The organism is Klebsiella sp. PK01 (genome assembly GCF_057624675.1).
Genome location: NZ_JBYEZM010000002.1, coordinates 456,943 through 483,017 on the forward strand (window position 1 = coordinate 456,943; position 26,075 = coordinate 483,017).

The window sequence follows — 26,075 nt, forward strand, 5'->3', positions numbered from 1 at the left end:
TGACCTCGTTGTTGTAGGGTGCAGGAGAATCACTCCGGCAGTTTCGCCGGAGCGTCAGATGTCTTATTGCTGTCGACAATGTCGGTCGTTGAGGTACAGAGACTGAAAATGGGCGTAACGCGGCATCAGCGTCTGATGACGCTGCGGATCCGCCTGCCAGGTTTGCCAGATTTCCGGCTTATGACAAACGCTTGCCAACGGCTTGCCCGCCGCCAGACAGGCCAGCCGCGCCGCTCCCAGCGCGCCGCCGGTTTCCCCGCCTTTATGCGTTACCACCGGCATCGCCAGGATATCCGCCAGCAGTTGCGCCCAGAATGGACTGCGGGCGCCACCGCCGACCAGGGAACACTGGTCGATACGGGTTCCGCTCTCCTGCAACGCGCGCAGGCCGTCAGCAATGCCGAAGCTCACCCCCTCCAACACCGCATATCCTAGTTGAGCGCGCTGGCTGGCATGGGTCATTCCCCAGAACATACCGCGCGCCAGCGGATCGTTATGCGGGGTACGCTCGCCGGAAAGATAAGGCAGGAAGTATGGCGCATTGGCTTTTTCGTCTTCGCTTAACTGGGCTATCTCCTCCAGTAGCGCCACTTCGGTGGTGCCGGTCAGACGACAGAACCACTGCAGACAGCTGGCGGCGCTGAGCATCACGCTCATCTGGTGCCACAGGTTCGGCAGTACGTGACAGAAAGCATGCACCGCCGACTGCGGCGCCGGACGATAGCGGTCGGTGACGACAAACAGCACGCCGGAGGTCCCCAGCGAGATAAAAGCGTCTCCCGACGACACCGCGCCAACGCCAATCGCACTGACCGCATTATCGCCGCCGCCCCCCGCCACCAGCACCGAAGGATTAAGCCCCCAGCGTTCGGCAATGTCTGCCGCCAGCGTGGCGGAAACGTCGCATCCTTCAACCAGTTCCGGCATTTGTTGCCGCGTCAGGCCGCACTTTTGCAGCAGCGCGTCGGACCAGTCCCGTCGCGCAACATCCAGCCACAGGGTGCCGGCGGCATCCGACATATCGGAGACTTTTTTGCCGGTCATCTTGTAGCGCAGAAAATCCTTCGGCAGCAGTACGCAAGCGGTACGGGCAAAATGCTGCGGCTCGTGACGCCGCACCCACAGCAGTTTCGGCGCGGTAAATCCCGGCATCGCCAGATTACCGGCCACCTGATGCAGCTCCGGCGCCATCTCCTCAAGCTCGGCGCACTCCTGCGCGCAGCGGGTATCATTCCATAAAATCGCCGGGCGAATCACCTCGCCGCTGGCATCCAGTAGCACGGCGCCATGCATCTGTCCGGAAAGGCCGATGGCTTTAATCGCCGACCAATGGCTCGCGCACTTCTCGCGCAGAGTGGCAATCAGGTATTCCGTCGCTTCCCACCACGCCTGCGGCGATTGTTCAGACCACTGCGGATGCGGCCGTTGGATGGTCAGCGGCGCGCTATGGCTGGCGACGACCGCATTGTTTTCATCCAGCACCAGCGCTTTAACTTCCGAAGTGCCGAGATCGATACCTAAATACATAGCGCCTCCTGCTGGGTCAGCGCGTAAACGGCGGCGATTTGCTCACGCAGCAGCGCGTGGAAATCCGCCGATTCCGCCAGCTCGCCAAACAGGGCTTTATCACCGGCGTACCGGGCGATCGGGTCAGGCGAATTAAACATGGCGTGTACCGCCGACTCATCAAGAATTCCGTCCTGGTACTGATACGGTAAAGCCCCTTTATGCCACTGCTGCATAAAGACAAAGAACAGCGCCGGCAACATAGCGGTAGCCTGCGGGCGCACGCCGCGCTGGTAGCACTCCTGCAGGGTTGGGGCGATCATCGCCGGGATTTTTGAGAATCCGTCTGCCGCCACCCGCTGGTTGGTGTCCTGGATATAGGGGTTGGTAAAACGCTTAAGTACCACGTCGCGATAGGTTGCCAGGTCGATACCGTTATCGCCCAGACACGGGATCACATCTTCACTGACGTAACGGTCAGCGATGGCGTAGATGGCATCGGTAAGCGTACTCTCGTGAATATATTGCTGGCCCAACAGGGTTCCCGCCCAGGCGATACAGCTATGTGACGCGTTAAGAATGCGAATCTTCGCCTCTTCATAGGGGATAACCGACGCCACCATCTCCACGCCTACCGTCTCAAGCGCCGGGCGCTCAGCGCGGAAATTATCTTCCACAACCCATTGAATAAAGGTTTCGCCCATCACCGGCGCTTTATCGTCGATGCCGGTTTGCGCTTTGATACGTGGCGCCAGATCGGCGGCCGGGCGCGGCGTGATACGATCGACCATGGTGTTTGGACAGGTCGCGTTCACCGCCAGCCAGTCAATAACCTGCTGTTTACCGGTCAGCTGCAGAAATTCCACCAGTCCATCATGGAAACGTTCGCCGTTGTGGCGCACGTTGTCGCAGTTAAGCAGCGTCAGCGGACCAGCATCGTCGGCGATGCGTTTTTCAAGGATCCGGGTGATGGTGCCATAAATGGTTTTGCAATCCCCCTGCAAATCGGCCTGCAGATCGGCGTTGCTGGTTTCCAGGCGATGTTGCGTATTGAGGTAATAGCCCCCTTCCGTCACCGTGAAAGCAATGACTTTGGTCTGCGGGTTCGCGCCTTCATCAATCAGCGGCTGCAGCCCCGCCTGCCACGGCAGTAATTTTTGAATTGAGGCGATCTCTTCGTATTCTCGCTCCCCTTCCGGGCTCACCGTCTCGAGGACATAGCGCCCTTCCTGCTCCGCCAGCGCATGCACCACATGCTCGGCGTCATTACGAATATTCCCCGCCGCGATATGCCAGCGCGAATCGCCGGAAACCCGCAGTCGATGCAGATACCACGCCTGATGGGCGCGATGAAAAGACCCGAGACCAATGTGAAGCCATGTGAATTGCGTATTCATGTTCTGCTCTCCTTGAGGTGATGCGGCTCACTGTAGATGATCATTTGAATCAAATAAGAGCTACAGATCACAAAAGAACAATTACCCAATAAAATTACAAATGACCAATTCAGAGCAAAAGCTTGCCTGTTTGGAAAACCGCAGCCAAAATGCGGGTATCTGCGCTACTGCGCCCGCGTATTTAAGGCAGGATAACGTGAGTAAAGAAGACGACATCAGGCTGGATCAGAAGGTCCGCGCCGCATGGATGTACTACATTGCCGGTCAGAATCAGAGCGAAATCGCCAGCCACCTCGGCACCTCAAGGCCGGTGGTCCAGCGCCTGATCGCCGCGGCGAAGGAAGAAGGCATTGTGTCGATTGGTTTACATCATCCGGTGGCGAACTGCCTCGATTATGCGCAGTTGTTGCAGGAAAAGTATCAACTCATCGAGTGCAATATCGTGCCGACCTACAACGAAGAGAGCACGCTGGATAGCGTTTCCTTCGGTTGTTATCAGCTGATGGCCCGCTACCTGCAGAGCGATAACGCCAAAATAATCGGCATTGGTTCTGGATTAACGCTGAAAAAAACCATCCAGCGCATTGATTTCGATAGCCCCAACAGCCGCTGCGTGGCGCTGATTAGCGCAATGAACGATGAAGGGAAATGCAACTACTACGACGACGTGCCGTTGCTGCTGGCGCGGAAAATTCAGGCCAACTACTACCAGTGGCCCGCGCCGCGCTATGCGCAAACCCGTCAGGAACATGAGATGTGGTGCGGCAGCCGCCTGTTCAGCAACGTATCTGCCGCCGCACAGCAGGCGGACGTTATTTTCGTCGGTATCGGCCCATTGGGGACCCAAAGCCCGATCTTCAAAGACGGATTTATTAATAAGGCCCAACTGGATGAACTGACGGCGCACGGCGGCATCGGCGAGATCCTCGGCCGCTTTATCGATGCCGACGGCGGCGTCGTCGACAGCGAAATTAATCGCCTGATCACCAGCTACGATATCCGCCAAAATCAGTGCCCGCGGATAGCCGTCGCCTGTGGCGAGAACAAGCGCCCGGCGATCCTCGCGGCGTTAAAAGGCGGCTGGATTAACGGCCTGGTGACCGATGAACATACCGCCCGCTGGCTGCTGACGCGCTAGCGCCAGCGGTTTTCACGCCAGATGCTCGCGGCTGCTAATCAACAGCGGCGGGATCTCTACCCGCTGCTGGCTGGCCTCGCCAGCGTCGATGATATTGAATACCGCTTCCAGCATCGCCGGTACGTTCTGCTGCACCATGTCAATGTCGTGACCCAATAGATAAACAAACGGATCCCAGTCAAAACAGCCCATTGGTGGCTGTTCGGCGCCGGTCAGCCCTAGCTGGGCCAGCCATCGCACCACCCCTTCCAGCGAGATGGTCGAGTTAACGAAGAACCCCTGAAGATGTTCATCAGCGCTTTTGAAACGCGCCTGCATGCAGGCTTCTACTTTGCCTTTTGAGTAGCCTGGAGAAAGAATATTTTCATCCGGCACGCTCATGCCGCGCGCCGCATGGGCATCGCGAAATCCGCGCAAACGCTCCAGGGTGTTGTGGTCGCTGCTGCGCCCGCCGACAAAAAACAGCGGCGCCAGTTTGCCGTGGCGATTGAGGCTGTTATCAAGAATTTTATCGGTCAACGCGCGGGCGCCCGCGTAGTTATCGGAGATCACCGACGGTGCGGTGGAGCCCGGCAGGTCAAGGTTGACCGTCGGCACCCCCGCCTGCTGACAAAGCTCGGTAATTTTATCCGGATTAGTCGCCCCGGTCGCCACCACCCAGTCCACCTGCCAGGAAAGCATCGCTTTCACCGCTTCGATTTCCAGCTCCGGTCGACGGCGAGTACAGGTAATAATCGGCAGCAGGCCGCGCTCACGCGCCATCTCTTCAAAGCCTTCCGCCACGGAACCAAAATAGCGGTTGTCGTATTTGGGGACAATCATCCCGATGACATGCGATTTTTTACTGCGCAACATGCTGGCCTGGCGATTAATCGCGTAGCCCTGTTCTTGCGCAATCCGCGTCACTTTTTCCGCAAGTTTGGCGCTGATACGGCGTTTTTTCCAGTTGCCATTGAGGATCGCGCTCACCGCGCTTGCCGAAACGCCGGATAATTCCGCCAGATCGTAGATAGTGATTTTTTTCATTTTCCCAACTTGCGTCACAAATTCATTTCGCTGTTAATTTCCCCACTTGCTCAATCGATGAAGCTGGCGCAACATTAGCTTCATCGATTGAGCAACCATGACGCTCGCTAGCGTATACACTCAATAATCGTTCAGACATCAGCAAATTGAAATAAATGGTGCTGATATTCAATAGCTTAACTTAGTTACTCCTGCTCTGACAGGCCAGATTGTTGTAGCAGGTAACCGCTCCTCAAGCTCGTCGAGACCCGCTTGATGAGCAAAACAGACAACATGAAGGATTATAAAATGAACCACTCTGTATCCTCTATGAATACTTCTCTTAGCGGCAAAGTCGCCGCGGTCACCGGCGCCGCTTCCGGCATTGGTCTTGAATGCGCAAAAACCCTGCTTGGCGCGGGCGCGAAGGTGGTTCTGATCGACCGCGAAGGCGAAAAGCTCAACAAGATTGTGGCAGAGCTTGGCGAAAACGCTTTTGCTTTACAGGTCGATCTGATGCAGGGCGATCAGGTGGATAAGATCATTGACGGCATCCTGCAACTTGCCGGCCGTCTCGATATCTTCCACGCCAACGCCGGCGCTTACATCGGCGGCCCGGTCGCTGAGGGCGACCCGGACGTCTGGGATCGCGTGCTGCACCTCAATACTAACGCCGCCTTCCGCTGCGTGCGTAGCGTGCTGCCGCATATGATTGCGCAAAAATCCGGCGATATTATTTTCACCAGCTCCATCGCCGGCGTGGTGCCGGTTATCTGGGAACCTATCTATACCGCCTCAAAATTCGCCGTACAGGCATTTGTTCATACTACCCGCCGCCAGGTTTCCCAGCACGGCGTCCGCGTCGGCGCGGTACTGCCGGGCCCGGTGGTCACCGCCCTGCTCGATGACTGGCCGAAAGAGAAAATGGAAGAAGCGCTGGCCAACGGCAGCCTGATGCAGCCTATCGAAGTTGCCGAATCGGTGCTGTTTATGGTCACCCGTTCGAAAAACGTCACCGTGCGCGACCTGGTTATTCTGCCTAACAGCGTTGATTTATAACCCCCGGTATCGGTGACTAAAAGGACGATTTTATGAATGGCGAGACTCAAACCCTCATCGGCGTCGATGTCGGCTCCGGCAGCGTGCGCGCCGGGGTATTTAACCTCAGCGGCGAACTGCTGGCCCACGCCACCCGGGAGATAACCCTCTTCCGTAGCGCCGGCAGCGTGGTGGAACAATCCAGCCGCGAAATCTGGCAGGCGGTTTGCGACTGCATTAAACGCGCGGTCGTAAAGGCCGCCGTCTCTCCGCACTCGGTAGCCGGTATCGGCTTCGACGCCACCTGCTCGCTGGTGGTAATCGGGGAGAATGACGCGCCGCTGGCCGTCGGCCCCAGCGAAGAGGCGGACCGCAATATCATCGTCTGGATGGATCACCGCGCCACCGAACAGGCGGAACGCATCAATGCCACCCACCATCCGGTGCTGCAATACGTCGGCGGGACTATCTCTCCGGAGATGGAAACGCCGAAGCTGCTGTGGCTGAAAGAAAATCGCCCGCAGACTTATGCCCGTGCGCGTCACTTCTTCGACCTGGCCGACTACCTCACCTGGCGCGCGACCGGCGATCTGGCCCGCTCCGTCTGTACCGTCACCTGTAAATGGACCTATCTGGCCCATGAAAAGCGCTGGGATGCCGACTACTTCCGCCAGATTGGCCTCGCAGAGCTGGCGGAAGAAGACTTCGCCCGTATCGGCCAGCGTATTGTCGATCCGGGAACGCCCTGTGGTGATGGGTTAACCGCGGCGGCGGCCGAAGAGATGGGTCTGCCTGTCGGTACGCCGGTGGCGGTCGGGATGATCGACGCCCATGCCGGCGGCATTGGCACCGTTGGCGTACTCAACGGCGCGGTGAATAATATGGCCTACGTCTTCGGCACCTCCTCCTGCACCATGACCACCACCGAGAAAGCGGTGTTCGTCCCTGGGGTCTGGGGGCCTTACTATTCGGCGATGGTGCCGGGTTACTGGCTGAACGAAGGTGGACAAAGCGCCGCCGGCGCGGCTATCGACCAGTTACTGAGCTTCCATCCGGCGGCGGCCGAAGCGCGCGAACAGGCCAAAGCCGCCGCCGTTCCACTGCCGGTCTGGCTGGCGGATCGCGTGCTGGCGCAGGTTGCCTCGCCGTCGGAGGCGGTGAAGCTGGCAGATGGACTGCACGTCGTGCCGGAGTTTCTCGGCAACCGCGCGCCGCTTGCCGACCCCCACGCGAAAGCGCTGATTGCCGGGCTGGGGATGGAGCGGGATCTTGATAACCTGACCGCGCTGTATGTCGCCGGATTATGCGGGATTGGCTACGGCCTGCGGCAGATCCTTGATGCCCAACGCGCCTGTGGTATTGAGAGCGAAAATATCGTTATCAGCGGCGGCGCGGGGCAGCACCCGCTGGTACGCCAGCTATTGGCCGATGCCTGTGGCGTAACCGTGGTCAGCACCGCCAGCAGCGAACCAGTATTGCTGGGTTCCGCCATCCTCGGCGCCGTCGCGGGCAACGTCGCCGCCTCGCTACCGGACGCCATGAAGCGGTTCACCAGAGTGGATAAAACCTATCGTAGCGAAACGGCGTTTAGCTCGCTTCATCAACGCAGGTATGAGGCCTACAAAGCGCTACAACAGGCCGGTCGGCTAATCCGCGAATAACATACCTCTTTAATTTAATAACAATAATGCTCCGCTGTTGTGCAGCGGAGCCGCTCCTCTGCATCCTGAAATCGAGGTTAACATGTCCGTTAATAACAAACAGTGGTTCGGTCTGCCGCTGAACCTTATCTGGGGATACGTCGCCATCGCCGTGTTTATGACCGGCGACGGTTTTGAACTCGCCTTCCTCTCGCACTACATCAAGGAGCTGGGCTTCAGCCCGGCGCAGGCCTCTTTCGCCTTCACCCTCTACGGCCTCGCCGCCGCCCTCTCGGCCTGGGTCTCCGGCGTGGTCGCGGAAATCATCACCCCGCGTAAAACCATGTTTATCGGTTTTGTGCTGTGGTGCGTGTTCCACGTCCTGTTCCTCGTCTTCGGTCTCGGCCGCGCCAACTATGCCTTAATCCTGCTGTTTTACGGTATCCGCGGTCTGGCCTATCCGCTGTTCCTCTACTCGTTCATCGTCGCCATTATCCATAACGTCCGCAGCGACAGCTCCAGCTCGGCCCTGGGCTGGTTCTGGGCGGTCTACTCCGTCGGCATCGGCGTGTTCGGCAGCTATATCCCGAGCTTCACCATCCCGCACATTGGCGAGATGGGCACCCTGTGGCTGGCGCTGGCGTTCTGCGTCACCGGCGGGCTGATTGCCCTGGCGGCGCTGCGCAACACCGAAACCCCGCGCCATATGCAGAACCTCACCACCTGCGAGAAGTTCTCCGAGCTGGGGCGCGCGGTGACCCTTATCTACACCAACCGCAGCATTATGCTCTCCAGCATTGTGCGCATTATCAACACCCTGTCGCTGTTCGGCTTCGCGGTGGTCATGCCGATGATGTTCGTCGATGAGCTCGGTTTCACCACTTCCGAATGGCTGCAGGTGTGGGCGGCGTTCTTCTTCACCACCATTTTCTCCAACGTCTTCTGGGGTATCGTGGCGGAGAAACTGGGCTGGATGAAAGTGGTGCGCTGGTTCGGCTGCATCGGCATGGCGCTGTCGAGCCTGGCGTTTTACTACCTGCCGCAGCACTTCGGGCATAACTTCGCTATGGCGCTGGTGCCGGCGATTGCGCTGGGGATTTTTGTCGCGGCGTTCGTGCCGATGGCGGCGGTGTTCCCGGCGCTGGAGCCAAAGCATAAAGGGGCGGCGATTTCGGTCTACAACCTGTCTGCCGGGCTGTCGAATTTCCTCGCGCCGGCGATTGCGGTGGTGCTGCTGCCGCACTTCAGCACCATCGGCGTGGTGGTGGCCTATACCGCGCTCTATATTCTCGCCTTCTTCCTGTGCCCGTTTATTCGCGTTGAACAGCCAGGGTTTGCTACCAGCGAAGCGGCTAAACCGCTGACCGTCAGCGCAGCAAAATCATAAAAAACCCCGGAGACCGGGGTAAGTAAAAGAGTCAATCCGGGCCTCACGCCCGGATTTTTGCCTTATGCGATAGTGACTTTGCCGTCCAGATAGACGTCCTGCACCGCATTGATCAGCTTCACGCCTTCGCTCATCGATTTCTTAAACGCTTTACGACCGAGGATCAGCCCCATGCCGCCGGCGCGTTTATTGATCACCGCCGTGCGCACCGCATCGGCGAGATCGGTTTCGCCGCCCGCCGCGCCGCCGGAGTTAATCAACCCGGCACGGCCCATATAGCAGTTTGCCAGCTGATAGCGCACCAGATCGATCGGGTTATCACTGGTCAGCTTGCTGTAGACGCGATCGTCGGTATAACCGAAGTTCACCGCCTTATAGCCGCCGTTATTCTCGGCCATTTTCTGCTTCACGATATCAGCGCCGATGGTGGCGGCCAGATGGTTGGCCTGGCCGGTCAGGTCAGCGGAAACGTGGTAATCGACGCCATCTTTTTTGAATGCCGGGTTGCGCAGATAGGCCCACAGCACGGTGACCAGGCCGAGCTCGTGCGCGCGCTCGAAGGCGGCGGAGATCTCTTCAATCTGCCGACGCGACTGCTCGGAGCCAAAATAGATCGTCGCGCCAACCGCAACCGCGCCCATGTTGAACGCCTGCTCAACGCTGGCGTACAGGGTCTGGTCATACTCGGTCGGGTAGCTCAGGGTTTCGTTATGGTTGAGCTTAACGAGGAATGGAATGCGGTGCGCGTAGCGGCGCGATACCGAGGCCAGTACGCCATAGGTAGAAGCCACGCAGTTACAGCCGGCTTCGATGGCGAGTTCCACAATATTCTTCGGATCGAAGTAGAGCGGGTTGGCGGCGAATGACGCGCCCGCCGAATGCTCTACGCCCTGGTCGACCGGCAGAATGGAAAGGTACCCCGTTCCGGCCAGACGCCCGGTATTGTAGAGGGTCTGCATATTACGCAGCACCGCAGGCGGGCGGTTGTTATCCACCATCACCCGGTCGACGTAATCCGCGCCCGGTAAATAGAGTTGATCGGCTGGAATAGTCATACAACGGTGCTGTAAAAGGCTGTCGGCATCTTTGCCAAGCAACTGCGTAATATCAGTCATAGCTATCTCCCGTAAGTGCTGGCCGCAGCCAGCATGTTTTATCCCAACCCAAAAATTTTGGGCAGGTTAAGCCTGGTACCGAGTTAGCATATTTTCCAGCCGGGAGCGCATTTTTTCAGTAGATTCTGCTGTCTCGTTTCACTGCCATTTACCACCAGGCGTGGAAATGATGTACCGGGCCGATACCGTGCCCCACTTCCAGCGAATCGGCCTGCGCCAGCGCCGCCGATAGCCAACCCTTCGCTTCGGCGACGGTTTGTCCCCAATCGGCATAGCGAGGACGCAGCGCCGCCAGCGCGGCAGATAACGTACAGCCGGTACCGTGGGTATTTTTGGTCTGCACACGCGGCGCGGTAAAGCGCTGTTCGCCTTCGCGGGTGAACAGCCAGTCCGGGCTTTCGGCGTCGTCCAGATGTCCGCCCTTCATTAATACCGCCCCGCAGCCTAATGCCAACAGCGCCCTGCCCTGTTCCAGCATCTCGCGCTCGCTTTGCGCATGCGGCGCATCGAGCAGCGCCGCGGCCTCCGGCAAATTCGGGGTGATCAGTGAAACGTGCGGCAGCAGGCGCTGGCGCAGCGTCGCAATTGCCGAGTGGGATAACAGCGGATCGCCGCTTTTCGCCAGCATCACGGTATCCAGCACCACGTTGGCAATTTGATAGCGGGCAAGACGTTCCGCCACCGCTTCAACGATATCGGTTTCCGCCAGCATGCCGATTTTCGTCGTATCGATTCGCACGTCGCTAAACACCGAATCCAACTGCGCCGCCACGAAGTCCGGCTCAATGCGGTATACCGACTGCACGCCGCGGGTATTCTGCGCCACCAGCGCGGTGATCACCGAGCAGCCGTAAGCGCCGAGCGCGGAGAAGGTTTTGAGGTCGGCCTGGATCCCGGCGCCGCCGCTGGGATCGGTGCCGGCGATGGTTAAGGCGTTAATCCGCTTCATGCCGCCACCTCCGCGTATAACGCGTCGAGGAATGCCGGGATAAAACTGCCGGGACCGCCGTGTCGCGCCGCTTCACCTCCCGCCATTTTCATCAGGCCGCAGGCGGCTGCTACGTTTTGCAGCCGATCGCCGGGCATCGCGGCGCTTGCCGCCACCACCGCGGATAACGCGCAGCCGGTCCCGACCACCCGCGTCATCAGGACATCACCGCCGCTCACGGCAAGCGTGCGCTCGCCGTCGCTGATGTAATCCACCTCGCCCGTCACCGCGACCACGGTATTGAGCTTGCGCGCCAGCACCTGGGCTGCGGGTAACGCCGCGGCGGCGCTGTCGGTGGTATCGACGCCGCGCCCACCGCCGCTATTCCCCGCCAGCGCCATGATTTCCGAGGCGTTGCCGCGAATCGCCGCAGGCCGCAGTTCCAGTAGCTCGCGACAAAAATCGGTACGCAGCGTCAGCGCGCCGACGGCAACCGGATCCAGCGTCCAGGGTTTTCCCGCCTGGCGGGCGCTCTGCGCCGCCGCTCGCATCGCGTTGGCGCGCTCAGTGGTTAAGGTCCCGACATTAATCAATAGCGCATCGGCAATGGCGGCAAACTGCGCGGCTTCCGTAGGATCAATCACCATCGCCGGCGAGGCGCCAATAGCCAGCAGGACGTTAGCGGTGAAAGTCTGGACCACATCGTTGGTCATACAGTGAACAAGCGGCGAAGAGGTGCGGAAAAGCTGCTGCAGGTGCGCGATATGCGCCGGATTTAGCGGTTCATGCATGGTTTGCTCCCGCCAGATGAGGAAGCAGCGCAGACCATGCGGTCTCTGACTTCCCTACGCTGGCATTATCCAGATCAGGTGGTACGGGTATTTCTCAGCCTTCACAAAGAAGGGCACCCCGAGTCATTTGGTACAAAATGGCGACTAACGTTCCGTTAATCTCTCTTCAGGATAGTAATGCCAGCGGTAAGTCTTGTAAACGGTAAAAGCGGTATGTCTCCCGGCGATATGTCCCTTAATCGTACAGCCATTCACCCGCTTTTGCGGACTCTACCAACATTTGTACTGTTAGCGGTTTAAGCGGCTTCTCTGGAGGCATGGAACCTAAAAACTCAGGTTCAAAGTAATAGATAATTTCGAAGCCATTCATTTTTACATTCCATTGTTTGAAATAGTAATCTAAAGTATCTTCTGCATCTTCCCAGATGATATTCAGCCCCCCCTTTGTTAATTCAGTATCTAACGTGACTTCTGGACGATCGCCAAAAAAACAGTATTTCTTATGGCTATGATGAGTATATATATAATCAATAATTTCTTGTTCAATGCTCATTAGAAGTATGTCCATGCAACTTTATGTTCTGGTTTAACAATCTTATTAAAATTTTCACCAGTATCAATTAGTATTGCTCTCGCATAATAAAATGCCATTGCCCACCCTATCCATGGTATGTAGCGGCCTATAACCGCGCCTAACTTATTAGTTTTCGACCAATGAAAGTCTTTCAGACCTTTACCCATAGGAGTGATCAACGAAATACCAACCGGCAAACGTACATTACTGAGTAGCTTACGAGACATTATTGAAACAATACTCGTTCCTTTAATTGCTGTACCTGGTTTAGTTCGCGTTGGTATCCAGGGTTGTCCGGTTAAGATAGCAGTTGCGGCTGTTGCCTCAATTTCAAGATGCTGACTCATCGCATCGATGAGAATCAACAGGAATAACTCCTCTGGTTTCAGATTCCAGTATCCTTTATAGAAGTACCCACTAATTTGTTCAACAGTATCCACTTCATAATCCCTTATGATCCTTGCATAAAGCGCCATCATAATGGCTGATTGGCACACCGTCATTACTCGTCATTGTATCATCCCCGTACGCTTGCCACAGAGACGCTCTTTTCGCCGCATTGTAAACGATTACACTATTTTTTAGTTATCCGTACGGCGGTTGATGTAGATCACAATTTGCTTAATCACCCTACGACATAGTTACCACGCGTTACGAATTAAGCACGCTAACGATCCCCGGACGATCGCCGCTGTCATGAATGTTCGTCGCATGTATAAAATAATATCTACGATAAGGTCGTTAATGATGAAAGTGAAACACGTCTCGATAATACTGCTGGCACTCAGCGCAGCCATCGCGGCCGGTTGCAGTTCGCCGGCGCAGCGTATGGCCGAGTGTGAAGCCCAGGGGGTCAGTAAAGACGCCTGTTATATTGCGGAACAAAACAAACAGGCTGCGGTGAACGCCGCAGCGGAGAAGCAGGCGCTGGAAAATGCACAGGCTTTATATCCCGTGCAGAAAGCGCAATCCAGCAAAAAAGTGAAGATCTTCAATGGCATGAAGCTGGTCACAAACTCAACCGGGCTGACAGTTGATGGCAAACCCGCGGCCTTAGACGAAAGCAATGCTGACGCGAAAACCTATTCTCAGGGTTTATACGTTTTTATTGTCTACCAATCAGGAAAAATTGCCGTCATGCAGGACGGTAAATTTTTAGGCTACGCCAAATAGCGCCGCTTCCTTGTTAATTTAAAAGCGGCCTAAGAGCCGCTTTTTTCTCCCCTTCCCCGCAGTAACCGACACGTCTGACACCGCGCTAAACAAGCGACATTAATCCCATTGGATAAATCTCATTTTACCTACGAGTGAGTAGTTTTTTAACTAATGTAGTTTTTTTGTAACCATAACTTGCTCAATGTAAACAACTGGTTATAGTTCAAATAAGCGTTACAAGTTGTAACACCACGTCAGATCGGAATTAACGAGTGAATTGCCATCATGGTAAGAGGATTCCAATGAAATTGACCCCCGTAGTGAAAGGTTTAGCCATCGCCGGCTTGCTGTCATCGATCAGCTTGTCAGCATGGGCGGAAGTCGCCGCAAAAGAAGCGACCGCCGCCACCAAACAAGCCAACGACGCTCTCTATAATCAACTCCCCTTCTCAGATAACACCGATTTCACCAACGCCCATAAAGGGTTTATTGCCGCCCTGCCCACCGAGATCATTAAAGGCGAACAAGGTAACGTAGTATGGGATCCGCAGCAGTACTCCTTCATCAAAGAAGGTGAAAAAGCCCCGGACACCGTCAACCCGAGCCTGTGGCGTCAGTCTCAATTGATCAATATTAGCGGCCTGTTTGAGGTCACCGATGGCGTCTACCAGATCCGCAATCTTGATCTCTCCAATATGACCATCATCGAAGGTAAAGAAGGCATTACCGTCGTGGATCCGCTGGTGTCGGCAGAAACCGCCAAAGTGGGCATGGATCTGTATTACCAAAACCGCGGTAAGAAACCGGTCGTCGCCGTTATCTATACGCACAGCCACGTTGACCACTACGGCGGGGTGCGCGGCGTAGTTGATGAGGCGGATGTGAAATCCGGCAAAGTGAAAATTTACGCGCCGTCCGGCTTTATGGAAGCGGCCGTGGCAGAAAACATCATGGCCGGTAACGTCATGAGCCGCCGCGCCAGCTACATGTACGGCAACCTGCTGAAACCATCGGCCACCGGTCAGGTCGGCGCCGGCCTTGGCACCACCACCTCGGCGGGCACGGTTACCCTGATTGCGCCGACCAATATCATCGAAAAAGACGGGCAGAAAGAAGTCATTGACGGTTTGACCTATGACTTTATGCTGGCGCCGGGTTCGGAAGCGCCGTCGGAAATGCTGTGGTTCATCGAAGAGAAAAAACTGATTGAATCCGCGGAAGACGTGACACACACCCTGCACAACACCTATTCGCTGCGCGGCGCGAAAATCCGCGAACCGCTGCCGTGGTCGAAGTACATCAACGAAGCAATTGTACGCTGGGGCGACAAGGCCGAAATTATTATGGCTCAGCACCACTGGCCGACCTGGGGCAACGAAAACGTGGTTAACCTGCTGAAGAGCCAGCGCGACCTGTATCGTTACATTAACGACCAGACCCTGCGTATGGCCAACGAAGGGCTGACCCGCGATGAAATCGCCGCTAAATTCAAACTGCCGGAGAGCCTTGCCAACACCTGGGCTAACCGCGGTTATTACGGTTCCGTTAGCCACGACGTGAAGGCCACCTACGTGCTGTATCTCGGCTGGTTCGACGGCAACCCGGCGACCCTCGACGAACTGCCGCCGGAAGAAGCGGCGAAGAAATTCGTCGATTACATGGGCGGCGCCGATGCCATCATGAAGAAAGCGAAAGAGGATTATGACCAGGGTAACTACCGCTGGGTAGCCCAGGTCGTCAGCAAAATCGTCTTCGCCGATCCGAAAAACCAGGATGCGCGTAATCTGGAAGCCGATGCCCTTGAACAGTTAGGCTACCAGGCGGAATCAGGCCCGTGGCGTAACTTCTACCTCACCGGCGCGCAGGAGCTGCGTAACGGCGTGGTGAAAGGTCCTACCCCGAACACCGCCAGCCCGGATACCGTGCGCGCGATGACCCCGGAAATGTTCTTCGACTATCTGGCGGTACATATCAATGGCGAGAAAGCGGGTAACGCGAAATCGGTGTTTAATATCGATCTCGGCAGCGACGGCGGCAAGTATAAGCTGGAGCTGGAAAACGGCGTACTGAACCATACCGCCAACGCGGAAGCGAAAGATGCCGATACCACTATCGCCCTCAACCGCGCCACCCTGAATAAGATCATCCTCAAAGAGGAGACGCTGAAACAGGCCGTCGATAACGGCGACGCGAAAATCACCGGTAACGCCGATAAGCTCAATGAAATGCTGGGCTATATGGACAAGTTCGAATTCTGGTTCGACATCGTCACGCCATAATGCCCTGCTCCCGCGGCGCCCGGTCGCGGGAGTTTCCTTTCTACTAGTAAGCTTCCGGCAGCGGTCGGTCGATCGAAACCAGTTTGCCGCGCTTCATCGTGATATAGCCCCCGGCTTTTAGATCCGCCAGTACGCGAAATACATGCGTGCGCGACAGATTAGTGCGCTTAATAATAAACAGCGCCAGGCCTTCATTTTCCCCCTGATGCGTACTCTGGCGATAAAGATAACGAAACAGCATCGGCCTGATGGTCTGGTAGCTGGTCATTTGCCGGCGTTCGTTGTGAAGATCGATAGTAAAAATCGACATATAGGTCAGAATGGTCGCCAACTCCTGCACGCGTTCAGGACCGCCGCGTAAAAAGATTTGGTCAAAAACATCATAAGTGACTTTGACCAGCTTCACCGCCGCGCTGCCGATGTATTCAAACTTCGCCAGCGGGCAGTATCTTTCCATAAGACCAATCGGCATATACTCAATGGAATTTCCAATATAAAGGCCATTCTCCGGCATTAATATTGAAAGCGAACCTTCAGTGCAAAAATAAATATATTCTGGCTGGATTGCTAATTTTTTATTTGCCGCAACCGTCAGGGGCTCCCCTTGTGCCATTATTTGCGGAAAAAAGGCATCAATGTTGAGTTGCTGATAATAGCTATGGATATCCTGAAAATTCACGCTATGCCCCTTGCTGCGCCGTCTGCCGTGGTATCGAGTATAGCAGCGAAGTGATAGCGGATTCGAGATGATTATTTTTTCACGAATGACCAGTCCCATATGGGACTATCAACGCAAAGTATTCGCTTTAAAATGGCCAGTAATTAGTCCGCATTTGAATTATCCGCTGATATTAAACATTGATAGCGGAACAAATAATCTAAGAGGCCATGCAATGAAATTAAATCAGATCGCTAAACATCTGGCTCTGGCCGGTGTTTTAACTTCACTGTCGCTTTCCGCCTTCGCTGCCGCCCAGCAACAGGACGCCACTCCGGCAACTCAGCAGGCAAATAACGCGCTGTACAACAAACTGCCGTTTGCCGATAAAACCGATTTCGATAACGCGCATAAAGGCTTTATCGCCGCGCTGCCGCAAACCATGATTAAAGGCGAGCAAGGCAACGTTATCTGGAACCCGGCAAAGTATGACTTCGTCAAAGAAGGTGAAAAAGCCCCGGATACCGTTAACCCAAGCCTGTGGCGCCAGTCGCAGCTGATTAATATCGGCGGCCTGTTTAAAGTCACCGACGGGGTTTATCAGATCCGTAATCTCGATCTCTCCAACATGACTATCATTGAAGGTGAGAAAGGGATAACCGTTATCGACCCGCTGCTGAGCGCCGAGCCGGCGAAAGAAGCGATGGATCTCTATTACGCCAACCGTGGTAAAAAGCCGGTTGTCGCCGTGCTGTTCACCCACAGCCACGTTGATCACTACGGCGGTATCCGCGGCGTGGTTGATGAAGCCGACGTGAAAGCGGGTAAGGTGAAAATCTACGCCCCTGCCGGATTTATGGAAGAAGCGGTTTCCGAGAACATCATGGCCGGTACCGCAATGAGCCGCCGCGCCAGCTACATGTACGGCAACCTGCTGAAGCCTGACGCCAAAGGGCAGGTCGGCGCCGGTCTTGGCACCACCACCTCCGCAGGTACCGTGACGCTTATCCAGCCGACCAACTACATCACCAAAACCGGCCAGCAGGAAGTGATAGATGGTCTGACCTACGACTTCATGATGGCGCCGGGTTCCGAAGCGCCGTCGGAAATGCTGTGGTATGTCAAAGAGAAGAAAATGATTGAAGCGGCAGAGGATGTTACCCATACCCTGCACAATACCTACTCGCTGCGCGGCGCGAAGATCCGCGACCCGCTGGCGTGGTCAAAATACATCAACGCCGCGATCGACCGCTGGGGCAACGATGCTGAAGTCATTATCGCTCAGCACCACTGGCCAACCTGGGGTAACGACAACATTATCAAGCTGATGAAAGGTCAGCGCGACATGTATCGCTACATCAACGACCAGACCCTACGCATGGCCAACGAAGGCCTGACCCGCGATGAAATCGCCGCTAACTTCAAGCTGCCGGAATCGCTGGAGAAACAATGGTCGAGCCGCGGTTATTACGGCTCCGTCAGCCACGATGTAAAAGCAACTTACGTTTACTACCTCGGCTGGTTCGATGGCAACCCGGCGACCCTCGACGAGCTGCCGCCGCAACAGGCTGCGAAGAAGTTCGTTGAATACATGGGCGGCGCCGATGCCATCATGCAGAAAGCCAAAGCCGACTATCAGCAGGGGAACTACCGCTGGGTGGCGCAGGTGACCAGTAAAATCGTCTTCGCCGACCCGCAGAATACCGATGCGCGTAATCTCGAAGCGGATGCTCTGGAGCAGTTAGGTTACCAGGCGGAAGCCGGTACCTGGCGCAACTTCTACCTGACCGGCGCGCAGGAACTGCGTAACGGCGTACAGAAACTCCCGACGCCTAACACCGCCAGCCCGGATACCGTGCGCGCGATGACCCCGGAGATGTTCTTCGACTACCTGGGCGTACATATCAACGGCCAGAAAGCCGGCGCGGCGAAAGCGGTCTTCAATATCGATCTGGGTACAGATGGCGGGAAGTATAAGCTGGAACTGGAAAATGGCGTACTGAACCACACTGCTAATTCGGTAGCAGACAAGGCTGACGCCAGCATCACTCTGAATCGCGATACCCTGAACAAGATCATTTTGAAACAGGAAACGTTGAAGGAAGCTGAAGACAAGGGCGACGTCAAGATTAGCGGCAATAGCGCTAAGCTCGATGAAATGCTGAGCTACATGGACAAGTTTGAATTCTGGTTCAACATTGTCACCCCGTAAGCGATAATCGCTGAATCTCCCTCGCGCCCTTTCTGGCCGCGGGGGATTTATTTATCCTGCAGCGCTACGCAGCTCGGCCTGTAGTAAGGAGAAACAATCTTCAATGAGCGGTGGTAGCGCCTGCGGCCCGCGCATCAGGGCCACAGTCCGCGTGAGCGCCGGCTGCTGCAGTTGCGCCACCTTTAACGCCGGATCGTGCAAATAGGTCGTATACAGCGCCGGGAGAATGGCCACCGCCAGCCGCGAACGTACCAGCCCATAAAGGGTTTCGATATAGTCTACCTGGTAACGCGTCGTTAAGGTCAAACGTTGGCTTTCCACCAGCGCCGCCACCAGCCGCTGAATATTCCCCTTTGAGAAAACGGCAATATCACGGCCTACCAACTGCTTCCACGGTAAATTTGGCTGCGCAGCGAGCGGATCGTCGCGGTGCAGTACCGCCACGAACGGATCCTCGCGTAGCGGATAAACCAGTAGCTCAGCCGGCAGCGAACTGTCGATCGCGCCGATACCAAAATCAATCTCACCGCTTTGCAGCGCCCGCATTAACGCATCGTTGGTCTGGTCATGAAATTCGATGCGCAGACGCGGAAAGGCCTGCGCCAGAGTCTGCGGCAGTAGCGGAAACAGCAGCGAGCTCACCGACGGAACCAGGCCTATCCGTACTGTGCCATCGCCGCCCGCTTCCACGATCTGTTGCATATCAAAAAAAGACGCCTGGGCCACGCTCAGTATCCGCTGGGCATGAGGTAAAATCGCCGCCCCCAGTTCCGTCAGGGTGACCGCCGAGGCGGTACGATTGACCAGCTTACCCCCAAGCACTGCTTCTATCTGGCGCAGCGCGCTGCTGAGCGCCGGTTGGCTAATCGCCAGCCGATTGGCGGTATCGGTAAAATGGCGCAACTGAGCCAGGGTCACAAAATACTGCAGTTGCTTTAGTGAGAGCGCGGGCAGACGTTGCCAGGGTTCGTTCATTGTCAGTTTCGCTACCGGTGGTCATAAAGAATAACCCGAGCTTATCGGGCGATAAATTTATTCATCTGGGCAAACGTTTGCTGTGCCCCTAGAGTATCCGCATTATCCTTGTGGCGGAGTTGTTATGTCCAGCAATGCTGAAGTCCGTCGTCGCGCCGTACAGGCCGCGCGCGGCGAGTCCCCGTTTGATCTGTTGCTTATCGATGCGCAGATAGTCGATATGGCCACTGGCGAAGTCCGCGACGCTGACGTCGGCATTGTGGGTGAAATGATTGCCAGCGTGCATCCGCGCGGTAGCCGCGCCGACGCCCATGAAGTGCGCTCGCTGCAAGGCGGGTATCTGTCGCCCGGCTTGATGGACACCCACGTACACCTTGAAAGTTCGCATCTACCGCCCGAGCGCTACGCCGAAATTGTCCTGACTCAGGGTACCACCGCGGTGTTCTGGGATCCGCATGAGCTGGCCAACGTGCTCGGCGTCGATGGCGTGCGCTACGCGGTTGACGCCAGTCGCCATCTGCCGCTACAGGTGATGGTGGCCGCGCCGTCCAGCGTCCCCTCTACGCCAGGTCTCGAAATGTCCGGCGCTGATTTCACCGGCGCTGAAATGGAAACCATGCTCGGTTGGCCGGAAGTACGCGGCGTGGCGGAAGTGATGGACATGCACGGGGTGCTTAACGGCAGCGAACGGATGCAGGAGATTGTCCAGGCCGGGCTTAACAGCGGCAAACTGATTGAAGGCCATGCCCGCGGGCTCAGCGGCGCCGATTTGCAGGCATATCTCGCCGCCGGCGTCACCTCCGATCATGAACTGACTTCAGCGGCCGATGCGCTGGAAAAACTGCGCGCCGGGCTGACTATCGAAATTCGCGGCTCACACCCCTATCTGCTGCCCGATATCGTTACGGCGTTAAAAACGCTGCCGCATCTCTCTTCGCAAATCACCGTCTGCACCGATGACGTCCCGCCGGATATGCTGCTGGAGAAAGGTGGCATTATCGCCCTGCTCAACCTGCTGATTGAACACGGTTTGCCAACGGTCGATGTGCTGCGTTTCGCCACCCTCAATGCGGCTATTCGCCTGCAGCGTAACGATCTTGGGCTGATTGCCGCAGGACGGCGCGCGGATCTGGTGGTGTTTGATTCGCTGGAGAAACTCGAGGCTCAGGAGGTCTATGTCGGCGGCAAACTTATCGCTCGCAGCGGTCACCTGCTAACCCCCCTTGCCGCCGCGCCCGACGTGACGCCGCCGCGTGATACTCTGCAGTTAGCGCCCCTCGCCGCGGAAGACTTTATCCTGCGAATTAAGGGCATTCGTCATGGCGTCGCCCGCCTGCGCCACATCAGCGGCGCGCGCTTCACGAAATGGGGTGAAGTAGAAGTACAGATCCGCGACGGCGAAGTACAACTGCCCGCGGGCTTTAGCCTGATTTGGGTTAAGCACCGCCACGGCCGCCATCAGGCAACGCCGCAAATCGCCCTGCTCGAAGGCTGGGGCGAGCTGCGCGGCGCCATCGCCACCAGCTACTCGCATGATTCACATAACCTGGTGGTGCTCGGGCGCGATGCTCAGGATATGGCCTTAGCGGCAAATCAGCTGATCGCTTCCGGCGGCGGGATGGCGCTGGCGCAACAGAGCGAGATCCTGGCCCATGTGGCGATGCCAATTGCCGGCATGCTCTCCGATCTTCCCACCGCCGAGCTGGCGCGGCAGTTCCGCGAGCTGCGAGATTTAAGCAGTAAAGTCGCCGACTGGGAGCCGCCATACCGGGTATTTAAGGCGATTGAAGGCACCTGCCTTGCCTGCAACGCCGGGCCGCATTTAACCGATTTGGGTTTAACCGACGGCGGCAGCCGCCAGATAGTTGACCCGTTGATAGCCTGCCGGGAGACACCGGCGCCAACTCATCACAACAATAATCCTCAGGGAGCCTGAGCATGGCCGATAACACACTTCATACTTCTGCCCGTAGCCACTGGCTGGAGCGCCGCTTTGCGCTGCGTTCACGGGGCGGTTCGCTACGCACCGAATGCCTGGCTGGGATCATCGGCTTTCTCGCCGCCGCCTATTTACTGGTGGTCATTCCAGGGCTGCTGGCGATTGGCGGAATGGATAAAGGCGCCGCCACCACCGGCACTATACTGGTTTTTGTCGCCGGTTCGCTATTAATGGCGTTTTACGCCAACCTGCCGTTTATCGTCGGTCCGGGCATTGGCGGCTCGGTATTGGTAGGTGTGACGCTGGCGGGCAGCGAAGGTATTGGCTGGCAGATTGGCCTCGGAATTGCCTGCTGGTCGGGGATCCTCTTCTTCCTGTTGACCCAATTCGGCCTACGCGAAGTGGTCACCCGCTCGGTACCGCAATCAATTAAGCTGGGGCTGACGGCCTCGATCGGGTTGTTCGTTGCGGTGCTCGGCTTTCGCAATGCCGGGCTGGTGTTGGCGAATGCCAAAACCAACGCCCTGATGCTCGGCGATTTTCTTGCCCCCGGCGCGCTGGTGGCGCTGTGTGGCCTGTTTCTGGCGATAGCGTTACAGGCGCGTAAAGTGCCCGGCGCGATACTGTGGGCCATTCTGTTCGCCACCCTGGTGGGTATTCCGTTCGGGGTAACAAAACTGCCGGGCAGCTTTATTGATGTTCCGCACTCGCTGGCTCCGGTGTTCGGGCAAATCGATCTGTTGGGGGCATTAAATATCGCCTTTCTGCCGTTCCTGTTCGTCTTTTTCGCGTCCGAGTTTTTCTCGACCATGGGCACGACCCTGGCGGTCGGCGGCGAAGCGGGATTACTGGATGAAGAAGGTAACATGCCGCAGATTAATCGCCCGTTTATGGTCGATTCGATTGCCGCCGCGCTGGGCCCGTGGGTCGGTATTCCGGCGGCTACGGCGCTGATTGAATCATCCGCGGCAGCGGAAGCCGGCGGCAAGACCGGCCTCACCGCGCTGGCGGCGGCGGTGATGTTCCTGCTGATGTTGCTGTTTACGCCGGTGGCGCTCATGATCCCTAAAGAGGCCACCGCGCCGGCGTTAATTTTGATAGGCCTGAACATGTTTAGCGGCCTGCGCAAAGTCGATCTGGGGAACTTTACCGATGGACTGCCGGTCCTCATGATGGTGATGATTACGCTCATCGCCAACAGCTTCGGCACCGGTATTGCCGGCGGACTGCTGTTTTACATTGTCATCAAAGCGATCGCCGGCAAGTGGCGTGAAATTCCGATTGGCCTGTGGGTGCTGGCGATCCCGCTAATCTATTACTTCGCGACCTTAGTTAAGCACTAAGCGCTTCACAATGTGATTTCACCTCTTGATATAATAAACGCACCGCGGCAGAGAGCTGTTTGCGGTGCGGACAAATCATGTTCAGCGGCGTTAAATCGCCCTGAAAGTCCGGCAGCAACCGCACCAGACGCCCTTCCCGCAGGTCGTCGCTGACATCAAGAAACGATTTATAAGCGATCCCCTCTCCGGCTACCGCCAGCCGACGGATCACCTCCGCATCATCGCTCATAATCGCGCCGTTCATCTCCACGGTATGTACTTCATTACCTGAAATCAGCGGCCAGCGGTCAAAAGGCCGGCCGCGTAATACATACAGTAGCGCACTGTGCCGGGATAACTCCTCCAGACTACTGATTTGACCGTGGCGGGCAATCCACTGCGGTGAAGCGACTAACACCCGGCGATTCTCCGGCGCGACCGGCAGCGAGATAAACGAAGCGTCTTCGTGGTAGCCGTAGCGAAAAGCGACATCCACCGGATCTTTAAACACGTCGGTCAGATGATCGGAAAAGTGCAGCCGCAGACTCAGCGCCGGATGACGTTCGCGAAAAGCGCAAAATACCTTGAGCAGCAGGTTGCGCCCAAGGTCGGATGGCACAGAGATTTGCAGCGTGCCGCGCACTTCATCTCCCGGCGCCTGAATTTTCTGTAACCCGGCCTGTAGGGTATCAAGCATCTGGGTGGCGTAGGGCAGCCAGGTTTCGCCCTCCGGGGTCAGGCGCAGGCTACGGGTCGAACGGGCAAAAAGGCGAATGTTGAGCGTCGTCTCCAGGCGTTTGATCGCCGCGCTCACCTGCGCTGGCTGCTGCCCCGCCTCCCGCGCCGCCTCGCTAAAACTGCCTAACGCCGCCGCGCGGACAAATAAGGTCAGATCTTCCAGCCTGAACATGCCAATTCTCCAAAGCTTCAGAATGCTCCCAAAATAGCGATTTACCGCGTAACAACGCAAGCGGCACAAGACTTCAGCCGTGTTTTGCTTACACTTTTTAAAAAACCAGTGCTTGCCATTTCAGCAGCGCTTCAGGAATGATACGAGGCTGCTATTTTGAGTCCAGGTAATATTGAGGAAAATATGCGTAAAACAAAAATGATGCTTCTGGGCGTACTTCTTGCCAGCGCCAGCGCAAGCTGGGCGGCGCCGGCCTCCGGGATTGAACAGTATGCGATGAAAGAATTCACCGCTGATTTTACCCAATTTCATATTGGCGATACCGTGCCGGCGATGTACCTCACTCCTGAGTACAACATCAAGCAGTGGCAATTGCGTAACCTGCCCGCGCCGGATGCCGGTAGCCACTGGACCTACATGGGCGGCAACTATGTTCTGATCACCGACACCGAAGGCAAGATCCTGAAAGTGTATGACGGCGAGATCTTCTATCATCGCTAAGCCCTCACTGCCGCCGCAGTTGCGTATTCGTCCTGGCCGCGACAGCGACTACCCTCGCCTGCGTCAGCTGTTTCTTGACGCGCGTCTTGCGTCGTGGACATGGCTTAACGGCGATCAATGGCGGTTGGAAGATTTTGATGCCGTAGTGCAAGACGAACAGCTATGGGTCGCCGAATGCGGCGATGTGCTGGCAGGATTCGCCTCGGTGTGGGTTATCGACAACTTCCTGCATAACCTGTTCGTGGATCCGCAGTGGCAGGGAAAAGGCGTCGGTAGCCTGCTGCTGGAACAGGTTCAGCGCTCATTTAAGCGCAGCGGCACGCTGAAGTGCCTGTCGCGAAATGAAAACGCCCTGCGCTTCTACCAGCATCACGGCTGGAAAGTCGAAGCGCAGGGCGCGTCTCCTGACGGAGATTATTGGCTGATGCGTTACACCCAGCCTTAAACGGCGCGGAAGGCGATCTCGCTCGGGATAACTTCGCCCTGCCAGTACATCTGCGCCGCCACGCGTCCCGCCAGCTGGCGGTAGATATCGGTAAACTCGCTTTCCGGACGCGCAATGACCGTCGGCGTGCCTTTATCCAGGTCTTCACGCAGCGTGATATGCAATGGCAACTGGCCTAGCAACTGGGTGTGATACTTCGCCGCCAGCTTCTCGGCGCCGCCAGTGCCAAAGATAGGTTCGTGGTGGCCACAGTTGCTGCAGATATGCATGCTCATGTTTTCCACGATCCCCACGACCGGCACTTCCACCTTCTCAAACATCACGATGCCTTTTTTGGCGTCGATCAGCGCGATGTCCTGCGGCGTCGTCACCACTACCGCGCCGGTCACCGGAATGTTTTGCGCCAGGGTCAGCTGGATGTCGCCCGTTCCCGGCGGCATATCCAGTACCAGGTAATCCAGATCCGGCCACAGCGTCTCTTGAAGCATCTGCATCAGCGCCTTGCTGGCCATCGGGCCGCGCCACACCATGGCGTTGTCGTCGGTTACCAGATAACCAATGGAGTTAGTCGCCAGGCCATACTTCATGATCGGCGCCATATGGGTGCCGTCCGGCGACGTCGGGCGGCTGTCTTCGGCGCCGAGCATGGTCGGAATCGACGGACCATAGATATCGGCATCGAGAATACCCACTTTGGCCCCTTCCGCCGCCAGCGCCAGGGCGAGGTTCACGGCGGTAGAAGATTTACCCACCCCGCCTTTACCGGAACTCACGGCGATGATGTTTTTCACGCCATTAATGCCCGGCTGGTTTTTCACTCGCTTCAGGGTGGCGATACTGTGAGAGAGCTTCCAGTCGATGGCCTTCGCGCCGGTAATGCGCAGCAGCTCGGCGCTGCATTGCTCCTTCAACGCCTCAAACGCGCGGGTCCAGACGAACGGCATTTGGATCTCGATATGCACGGTATCGTCAAGCCAGGCAACATGATGCAGCGCCTTTAGCGTGGTGAGGTTATGCTTCAGGGTTGGGTGCTGGAAATTAGCCAGAGTCCCGGCGACCATCGCACGTAGACGTTCGGGGGATTTGGCCTGGGATTGCGAACTCATCCCGACTCCTTTGTTATTGTGAGTTGATTCTTGTCCGTTAAGTTTACCTGAAAG

The 26,075-nt window shown here is 56.7% G+C and carries 23 protein-coding genes and 1 riboswitch; of the genes, 11 read left to right on the top strand and 12 right to left on the bottom strand.

The annotated features are described in order from the left end of the window. Positions 1-63: 63 nt before the first annotated feature. Together xylB and dalD are read right to left on the bottom strand one after the other, a co-directional pair. Positions 64-1,527 carry a xylulokinase gene (gene xylB / locus AC22LX_RS07400; RefSeq protein WP_063447953.1) on the bottom strand — a complete coding sequence of 488 codons (1,464 nt, stop codon included), beginning with the start codon at positions 1,525-1,527 and terminating at the stop codon, positions 64-66. Further along, positions 1,518-2,903, bottom strand: a complete 1,386-nt coding sequence (gene dalD / locus AC22LX_RS07405) for a D-arabinitol 4-dehydrogenase (RefSeq protein WP_045398221.1) — start codon at positions 2,901-2,903, stop codon at positions 1,518-1,520. Before dalD ends, xylB begins: the two co-directional genes overlap by 10 nt. A gap of 196 nt (positions 2,904-3,099) precedes the next feature. Here dalD and AC22LX_RS07410 point away from each other — a divergent pair, with 196 nt between their 5' ends. Next, positions 3,100-4,041, top strand: coding sequence for a sugar-binding transcriptional regulator (locus tag AC22LX_RS07410; protein ID WP_049061588.1), 942 nt, complete (start codon positions 3,100-3,102; stop codon positions 4,039-4,041). A 12-nt stretch (positions 4,042-4,053) separates the two neighbouring features. Here AC22LX_RS07410 and AC22LX_RS07415 read toward each other — a convergent pair whose 3' ends face one another. Then, a complete protein-coding gene (locus AC22LX_RS07415) occupies positions 4,054-5,067 on the bottom strand; it encodes a LacI family DNA-binding transcriptional regulator (protein WP_045398223.1) in 1,014 nt (337 codons plus the stop codon). 288 nt (positions 5,068-5,355) lie between these two features. Between AC22LX_RS07415 and AC22LX_RS07420 the strand changes: the two genes are divergently transcribed. The 3 genes from AC22LX_RS07420 to AC22LX_RS07430 all read left to right on the top strand — a co-directional run bounded on the left by AC22LX_RS07420 (position 5,356) and on the right by AC22LX_RS07430 (position 9,111). Next, positions 5,356-6,105 (top strand): SDR family oxidoreductase, encoded by a 750-nt coding sequence (locus AC22LX_RS07420; protein ID WP_045398225.1) that lies wholly within the window; start codon positions 5,356-5,358, stop codon positions 6,103-6,105. A gap of 32 nt (positions 6,106-6,137) precedes the next feature. Beyond that, positions 6,138-7,745, top strand: a complete 1,608-nt coding sequence (locus tag AC22LX_RS07425; protein WP_063447952.1) for an FGGY-family carbohydrate kinase — start codon at positions 6,138-6,140, stop codon at positions 7,743-7,745. Positions 7,746-7,827: 82 nt separating this feature from the next. After that, complete coding sequence (locus tag AC22LX_RS07430) at positions 7,828-9,111, top strand: RbtT/DalT/CsbX family MFS transporter (RefSeq protein ID WP_163310953.1); 1,284 nt, start codon at positions 7,828-7,830, stop codon at positions 9,109-9,111. 62 nt (positions 9,112-9,173) lie between these two features. Here AC22LX_RS07430 and fbaB read toward each other — a convergent pair whose 3' ends face one another. The 5 genes from fbaB to AC22LX_RS07455 all read right to left on the bottom strand — a co-directional run bounded on the left by fbaB (position 9,174) and on the right by AC22LX_RS07455 (position 12,959). Further along, the gene (gene fbaB, locus AC22LX_RS07435) at positions 9,174-10,226 is read right to left on the bottom strand and encodes a class I fructose-bisphosphate aldolase (RefSeq protein ID WP_015365768.1); all 1,053 of its coding nucleotides are present in this window, start codon (positions 10,224-10,226) and stop codon (positions 9,174-9,176) included. Between the two features lie 148 nt (positions 10,227-10,374). Further along, entirely contained in the window at positions 10,375-11,175 is an 801-nt protein-coding gene (gene thiD, locus AC22LX_RS07440) for a bifunctional hydroxymethylpyrimidine kinase/phosphomethylpyrimidine kinase (RefSeq protein ID WP_015706078.1), read from the bottom strand. After that, the gene (thiM, locus tag AC22LX_RS07445) at positions 11,172-11,945 is read right to left on the bottom strand and encodes a hydroxyethylthiazole kinase (RefSeq protein ID WP_063447989.1); all 774 of its coding nucleotides are present in this window, start codon (positions 11,943-11,945) and stop codon (positions 11,172-11,174) included. Before thiM ends, thiD begins: the two co-directional genes overlap by 4 nt. A 34-nt stretch (positions 11,946-11,979) precedes the next feature. After that, positions 11,980-12,076, bottom strand: a riboswitch (TPP riboswitch). A 104-nt stretch (positions 12,077-12,180) separates the two neighbouring features. Continuing rightward, positions 12,181-12,498, bottom strand: a complete 318-nt coding sequence (locus AC22LX_RS07450; protein ID WP_045391193.1) for a DUF1493 family protein — start codon at positions 12,496-12,498, stop codon at positions 12,181-12,183. Continuing rightward, positions 12,498-12,959: an STM2901 family protein gene (locus AC22LX_RS07455; RefSeq protein WP_049059507.1), complete on the bottom strand. Its 462-nt coding sequence runs from the start codon at positions 12,957-12,959 to the stop codon at positions 12,498-12,500. Before AC22LX_RS07455 ends, AC22LX_RS07450 begins: the two co-directional genes overlap by 1 nt. Before the next feature lie 307 nt (positions 12,960-13,266). Between AC22LX_RS07455 and AC22LX_RS07460 the strand changes: the two genes are divergently transcribed. Together AC22LX_RS07460 and AC22LX_RS07465 are read left to right on the top strand one after the other, a co-directional pair. Beyond that, on the top strand, positions 13,267-13,692 hold the full coding sequence (locus AC22LX_RS07460) for a hypothetical protein (protein ID WP_045391196.1): 426 nt from the start codon (positions 13,267-13,269) through the stop codon (positions 13,690-13,692). Between the two features lie 284 nt (positions 13,693-13,976). Beyond that, a complete protein-coding gene (locus AC22LX_RS07465) occupies positions 13,977-15,953 on the top strand; it encodes an alkyl/aryl-sulfatase (RefSeq protein WP_045391199.1) in 1,977 nt (658 codons plus the stop codon). A gap of 43 nt (positions 15,954-15,996) precedes the next feature. On the opposite strand, the gene AC22LX_RS07470 is transcribed toward AC22LX_RS07465, so the two are convergent. After that, entirely contained in the window at positions 15,997-16,632 is a 636-nt protein-coding gene (locus AC22LX_RS07470) for a helix-turn-helix domain-containing protein (protein WP_049059780.1), read from the bottom strand. Positions 16,633-16,846: 214 nt separating this feature from the next. Between AC22LX_RS07470 and AC22LX_RS07475 the strand changes: the two genes are divergently transcribed. Further along, positions 16,847-18,823 (top strand): alkyl/aryl-sulfatase, encoded by a 1,977-nt coding sequence (locus AC22LX_RS07475; RefSeq protein ID WP_063447988.1) that lies wholly within the window; start codon positions 16,847-16,849, stop codon positions 18,821-18,823. A gap of 51 nt (positions 18,824-18,874) precedes the next feature. Here AC22LX_RS07475 and AC22LX_RS07480 read toward each other — a convergent pair whose 3' ends face one another. Then, positions 18,875-19,798 carry a LysR family transcriptional regulator gene (locus AC22LX_RS07480; protein ID WP_049061090.1) on the bottom strand — a complete coding sequence of 308 codons (924 nt, stop codon included), beginning with the start codon at positions 19,796-19,798 and terminating at the stop codon, positions 18,875-18,877. Between the two features lie 124 nt (positions 19,799-19,922). Here AC22LX_RS07480 and AC22LX_RS07485 point away from each other — a divergent pair, with 124 nt between their 5' ends. Then, entirely contained in the window at positions 19,923-21,734 is a 1,812-nt protein-coding gene (locus AC22LX_RS07485) for an adenine deaminase (protein WP_049061089.1), read from the top strand. Positions 21,735-21,736: 2 nt separating this feature from the next. Beyond that, positions 21,737-23,080: an NCS2 family permease gene (locus tag AC22LX_RS07490; protein ID WP_487333894.1), complete on the top strand. Its 1,344-nt coding sequence runs from the start codon at positions 21,737-21,739 to the stop codon at positions 23,078-23,080. Here AC22LX_RS07490 and AC22LX_RS07495 read toward each other — a convergent pair. Beyond that, on the bottom strand, positions 23,070-23,969 hold the full coding sequence (locus AC22LX_RS07495) for a LysR family transcriptional regulator (protein WP_063447986.1): 900 nt from the start codon (positions 23,967-23,969) through the stop codon (positions 23,070-23,072). The genes AC22LX_RS07490 and AC22LX_RS07495 overlap by 11 nt on opposite strands. Before the next feature lie 183 nt (positions 23,970-24,152). Between AC22LX_RS07495 and AC22LX_RS07500 the strand changes: the two genes are divergently transcribed. Continuing rightward, positions 24,153-24,470, top strand: a complete 318-nt coding sequence (locus tag AC22LX_RS07500; protein ID WP_015365753.1) for an RcnB family protein — start codon at positions 24,153-24,155, stop codon at positions 24,468-24,470. Continuing rightward, complete coding sequence (locus AC22LX_RS07505; protein ID WP_063447985.1) at positions 24,442-24,915, top strand: GNAT family N-acetyltransferase; 474 nt, start codon at positions 24,442-24,444, stop codon at positions 24,913-24,915. The genes AC22LX_RS07500 and AC22LX_RS07505 overlap by 29 nt, the downstream gene beginning before the upstream one ends. Here AC22LX_RS07505 and apbC read toward each other — a convergent pair. Continuing rightward, on the bottom strand, positions 24,912-26,021 hold the full coding sequence (gene apbC / locus AC22LX_RS07510) for an iron-sulfur cluster carrier protein ApbC (RefSeq protein WP_015365751.1): 1,110 nt from the start codon (positions 26,019-26,021) through the stop codon (positions 24,912-24,914). The genes AC22LX_RS07505 and apbC overlap by 4 nt on opposite strands. Between the last annotated feature and the right edge of the window lie 54 nt (positions 26,022-26,075).

Coding starts and splice junctions, on each gene's coding strand:
- AC22LX_RS07495 (WP_063447986.1), bottom strand. CDS start 23,969: ATGTTCAGGCTGGAAGATCTGACCTTATTTGTCCGCGCGGCGGCGTTA.
- AC22LX_RS07475 (WP_063447988.1), top strand. CDS start 16,847: ATGAAATTAAATCAGATCGCTAAACATCTGGCTCTGGCCGGTGTTTTA.
- AC22LX_RS07485 (WP_049061089.1), top strand. CDS start 19,923: ATGTCCAGCAATGCTGAAGTCCGTCGTCGCGCCGTACAGGCCGCGCGC.
- dalD (WP_045398221.1), bottom strand. CDS start 2,903: ATGAATACGCAATTCACATGGCTTCACATTGGTCTCGGGTCTTTTCAT.
- AC22LX_RS07465 (WP_045391199.1), top strand. CDS start 13,977: ATGAAATTGACCCCCGTAGTGAAAGGTTTAGCCATCGCCGGCTTGCTG.
- AC22LX_RS07420 (WP_045398225.1), top strand. CDS start 5,356: ATGAACCACTCTGTATCCTCTATGAATACTTCTCTTAGCGGCAAAGTC.
- AC22LX_RS07490 (WP_487333894.1), top strand. CDS start 21,737: ATGGCCGATAACACACTTCATACTTCTGCCCGTAGCCACTGGCTGGAG.
- AC22LX_RS07460 (WP_045391196.1), top strand. CDS start 13,267: ATGAAAGTGAAACACGTCTCGATAATACTGCTGGCACTCAGCGCAGCC.
- AC22LX_RS07500 (WP_015365753.1), top strand. CDS start 24,153: ATGCGTAAAACAAAAATGATGCTTCTGGGCGTACTTCTTGCCAGCGCC.
- AC22LX_RS07425 (WP_063447952.1), top strand. CDS start 6,138: ATGAATGGCGAGACTCAAACCCTCATCGGCGTCGATGTCGGCTCCGGC.
- AC22LX_RS07505 (WP_063447985.1), top strand. CDS start 24,442: ATGACGGCGAGATCTTCTATCATCGCTAAGCCCTCACTGCCGCCGCAG.
- AC22LX_RS07480 (WP_049061090.1), bottom strand. CDS start 19,798: ATGAACGAACCCTGGCAACGTCTGCCCGCGCTCTCACTAAAGCAACTG.
- AC22LX_RS07430 (WP_163310953.1), top strand. CDS start 7,828: ATGTCCGTTAATAACAAACAGTGGTTCGGTCTGCCGCTGAACCTTATC.
- AC22LX_RS07450 (WP_045391193.1), bottom strand. CDS start 12,498: ATGAGCATTGAACAAGAAATTATTGATTATATATATACTCATCATAGC.
- thiD (WP_015706078.1), bottom strand. CDS start 11,175: ATGAAGCGGATTAACGCCTTAACCATCGCCGGCACCGATCCCAGCGGC.
- xylB (WP_063447953.1), bottom strand. CDS start 1,527: ATGTATTTAGGTATCGATCTCGGCACTTCGGAAGTTAAAGCGCTGGTG.
- fbaB (WP_015365768.1), bottom strand. CDS start 10,226: ATGACTGATATTACGCAGTTGCTTGGCAAAGATGCCGACAGCCTTTTA.
- AC22LX_RS07415 (WP_045398223.1), bottom strand. CDS start 5,067: ATGAAAAAAATCACTATCTACGATCTGGCGGAATTATCCGGCGTTTCG.
- thiM (WP_063447989.1), bottom strand. CDS start 11,945: ATGCATGAACCGCTAAATCCGGCGCATATCGCGCACCTGCAGCAGCTT.
- apbC (WP_015365751.1), bottom strand. CDS start 26,021: ATGAGTTCGCAATCCCAGGCCAAATCCCCCGAACGTCTACGTGCGATG.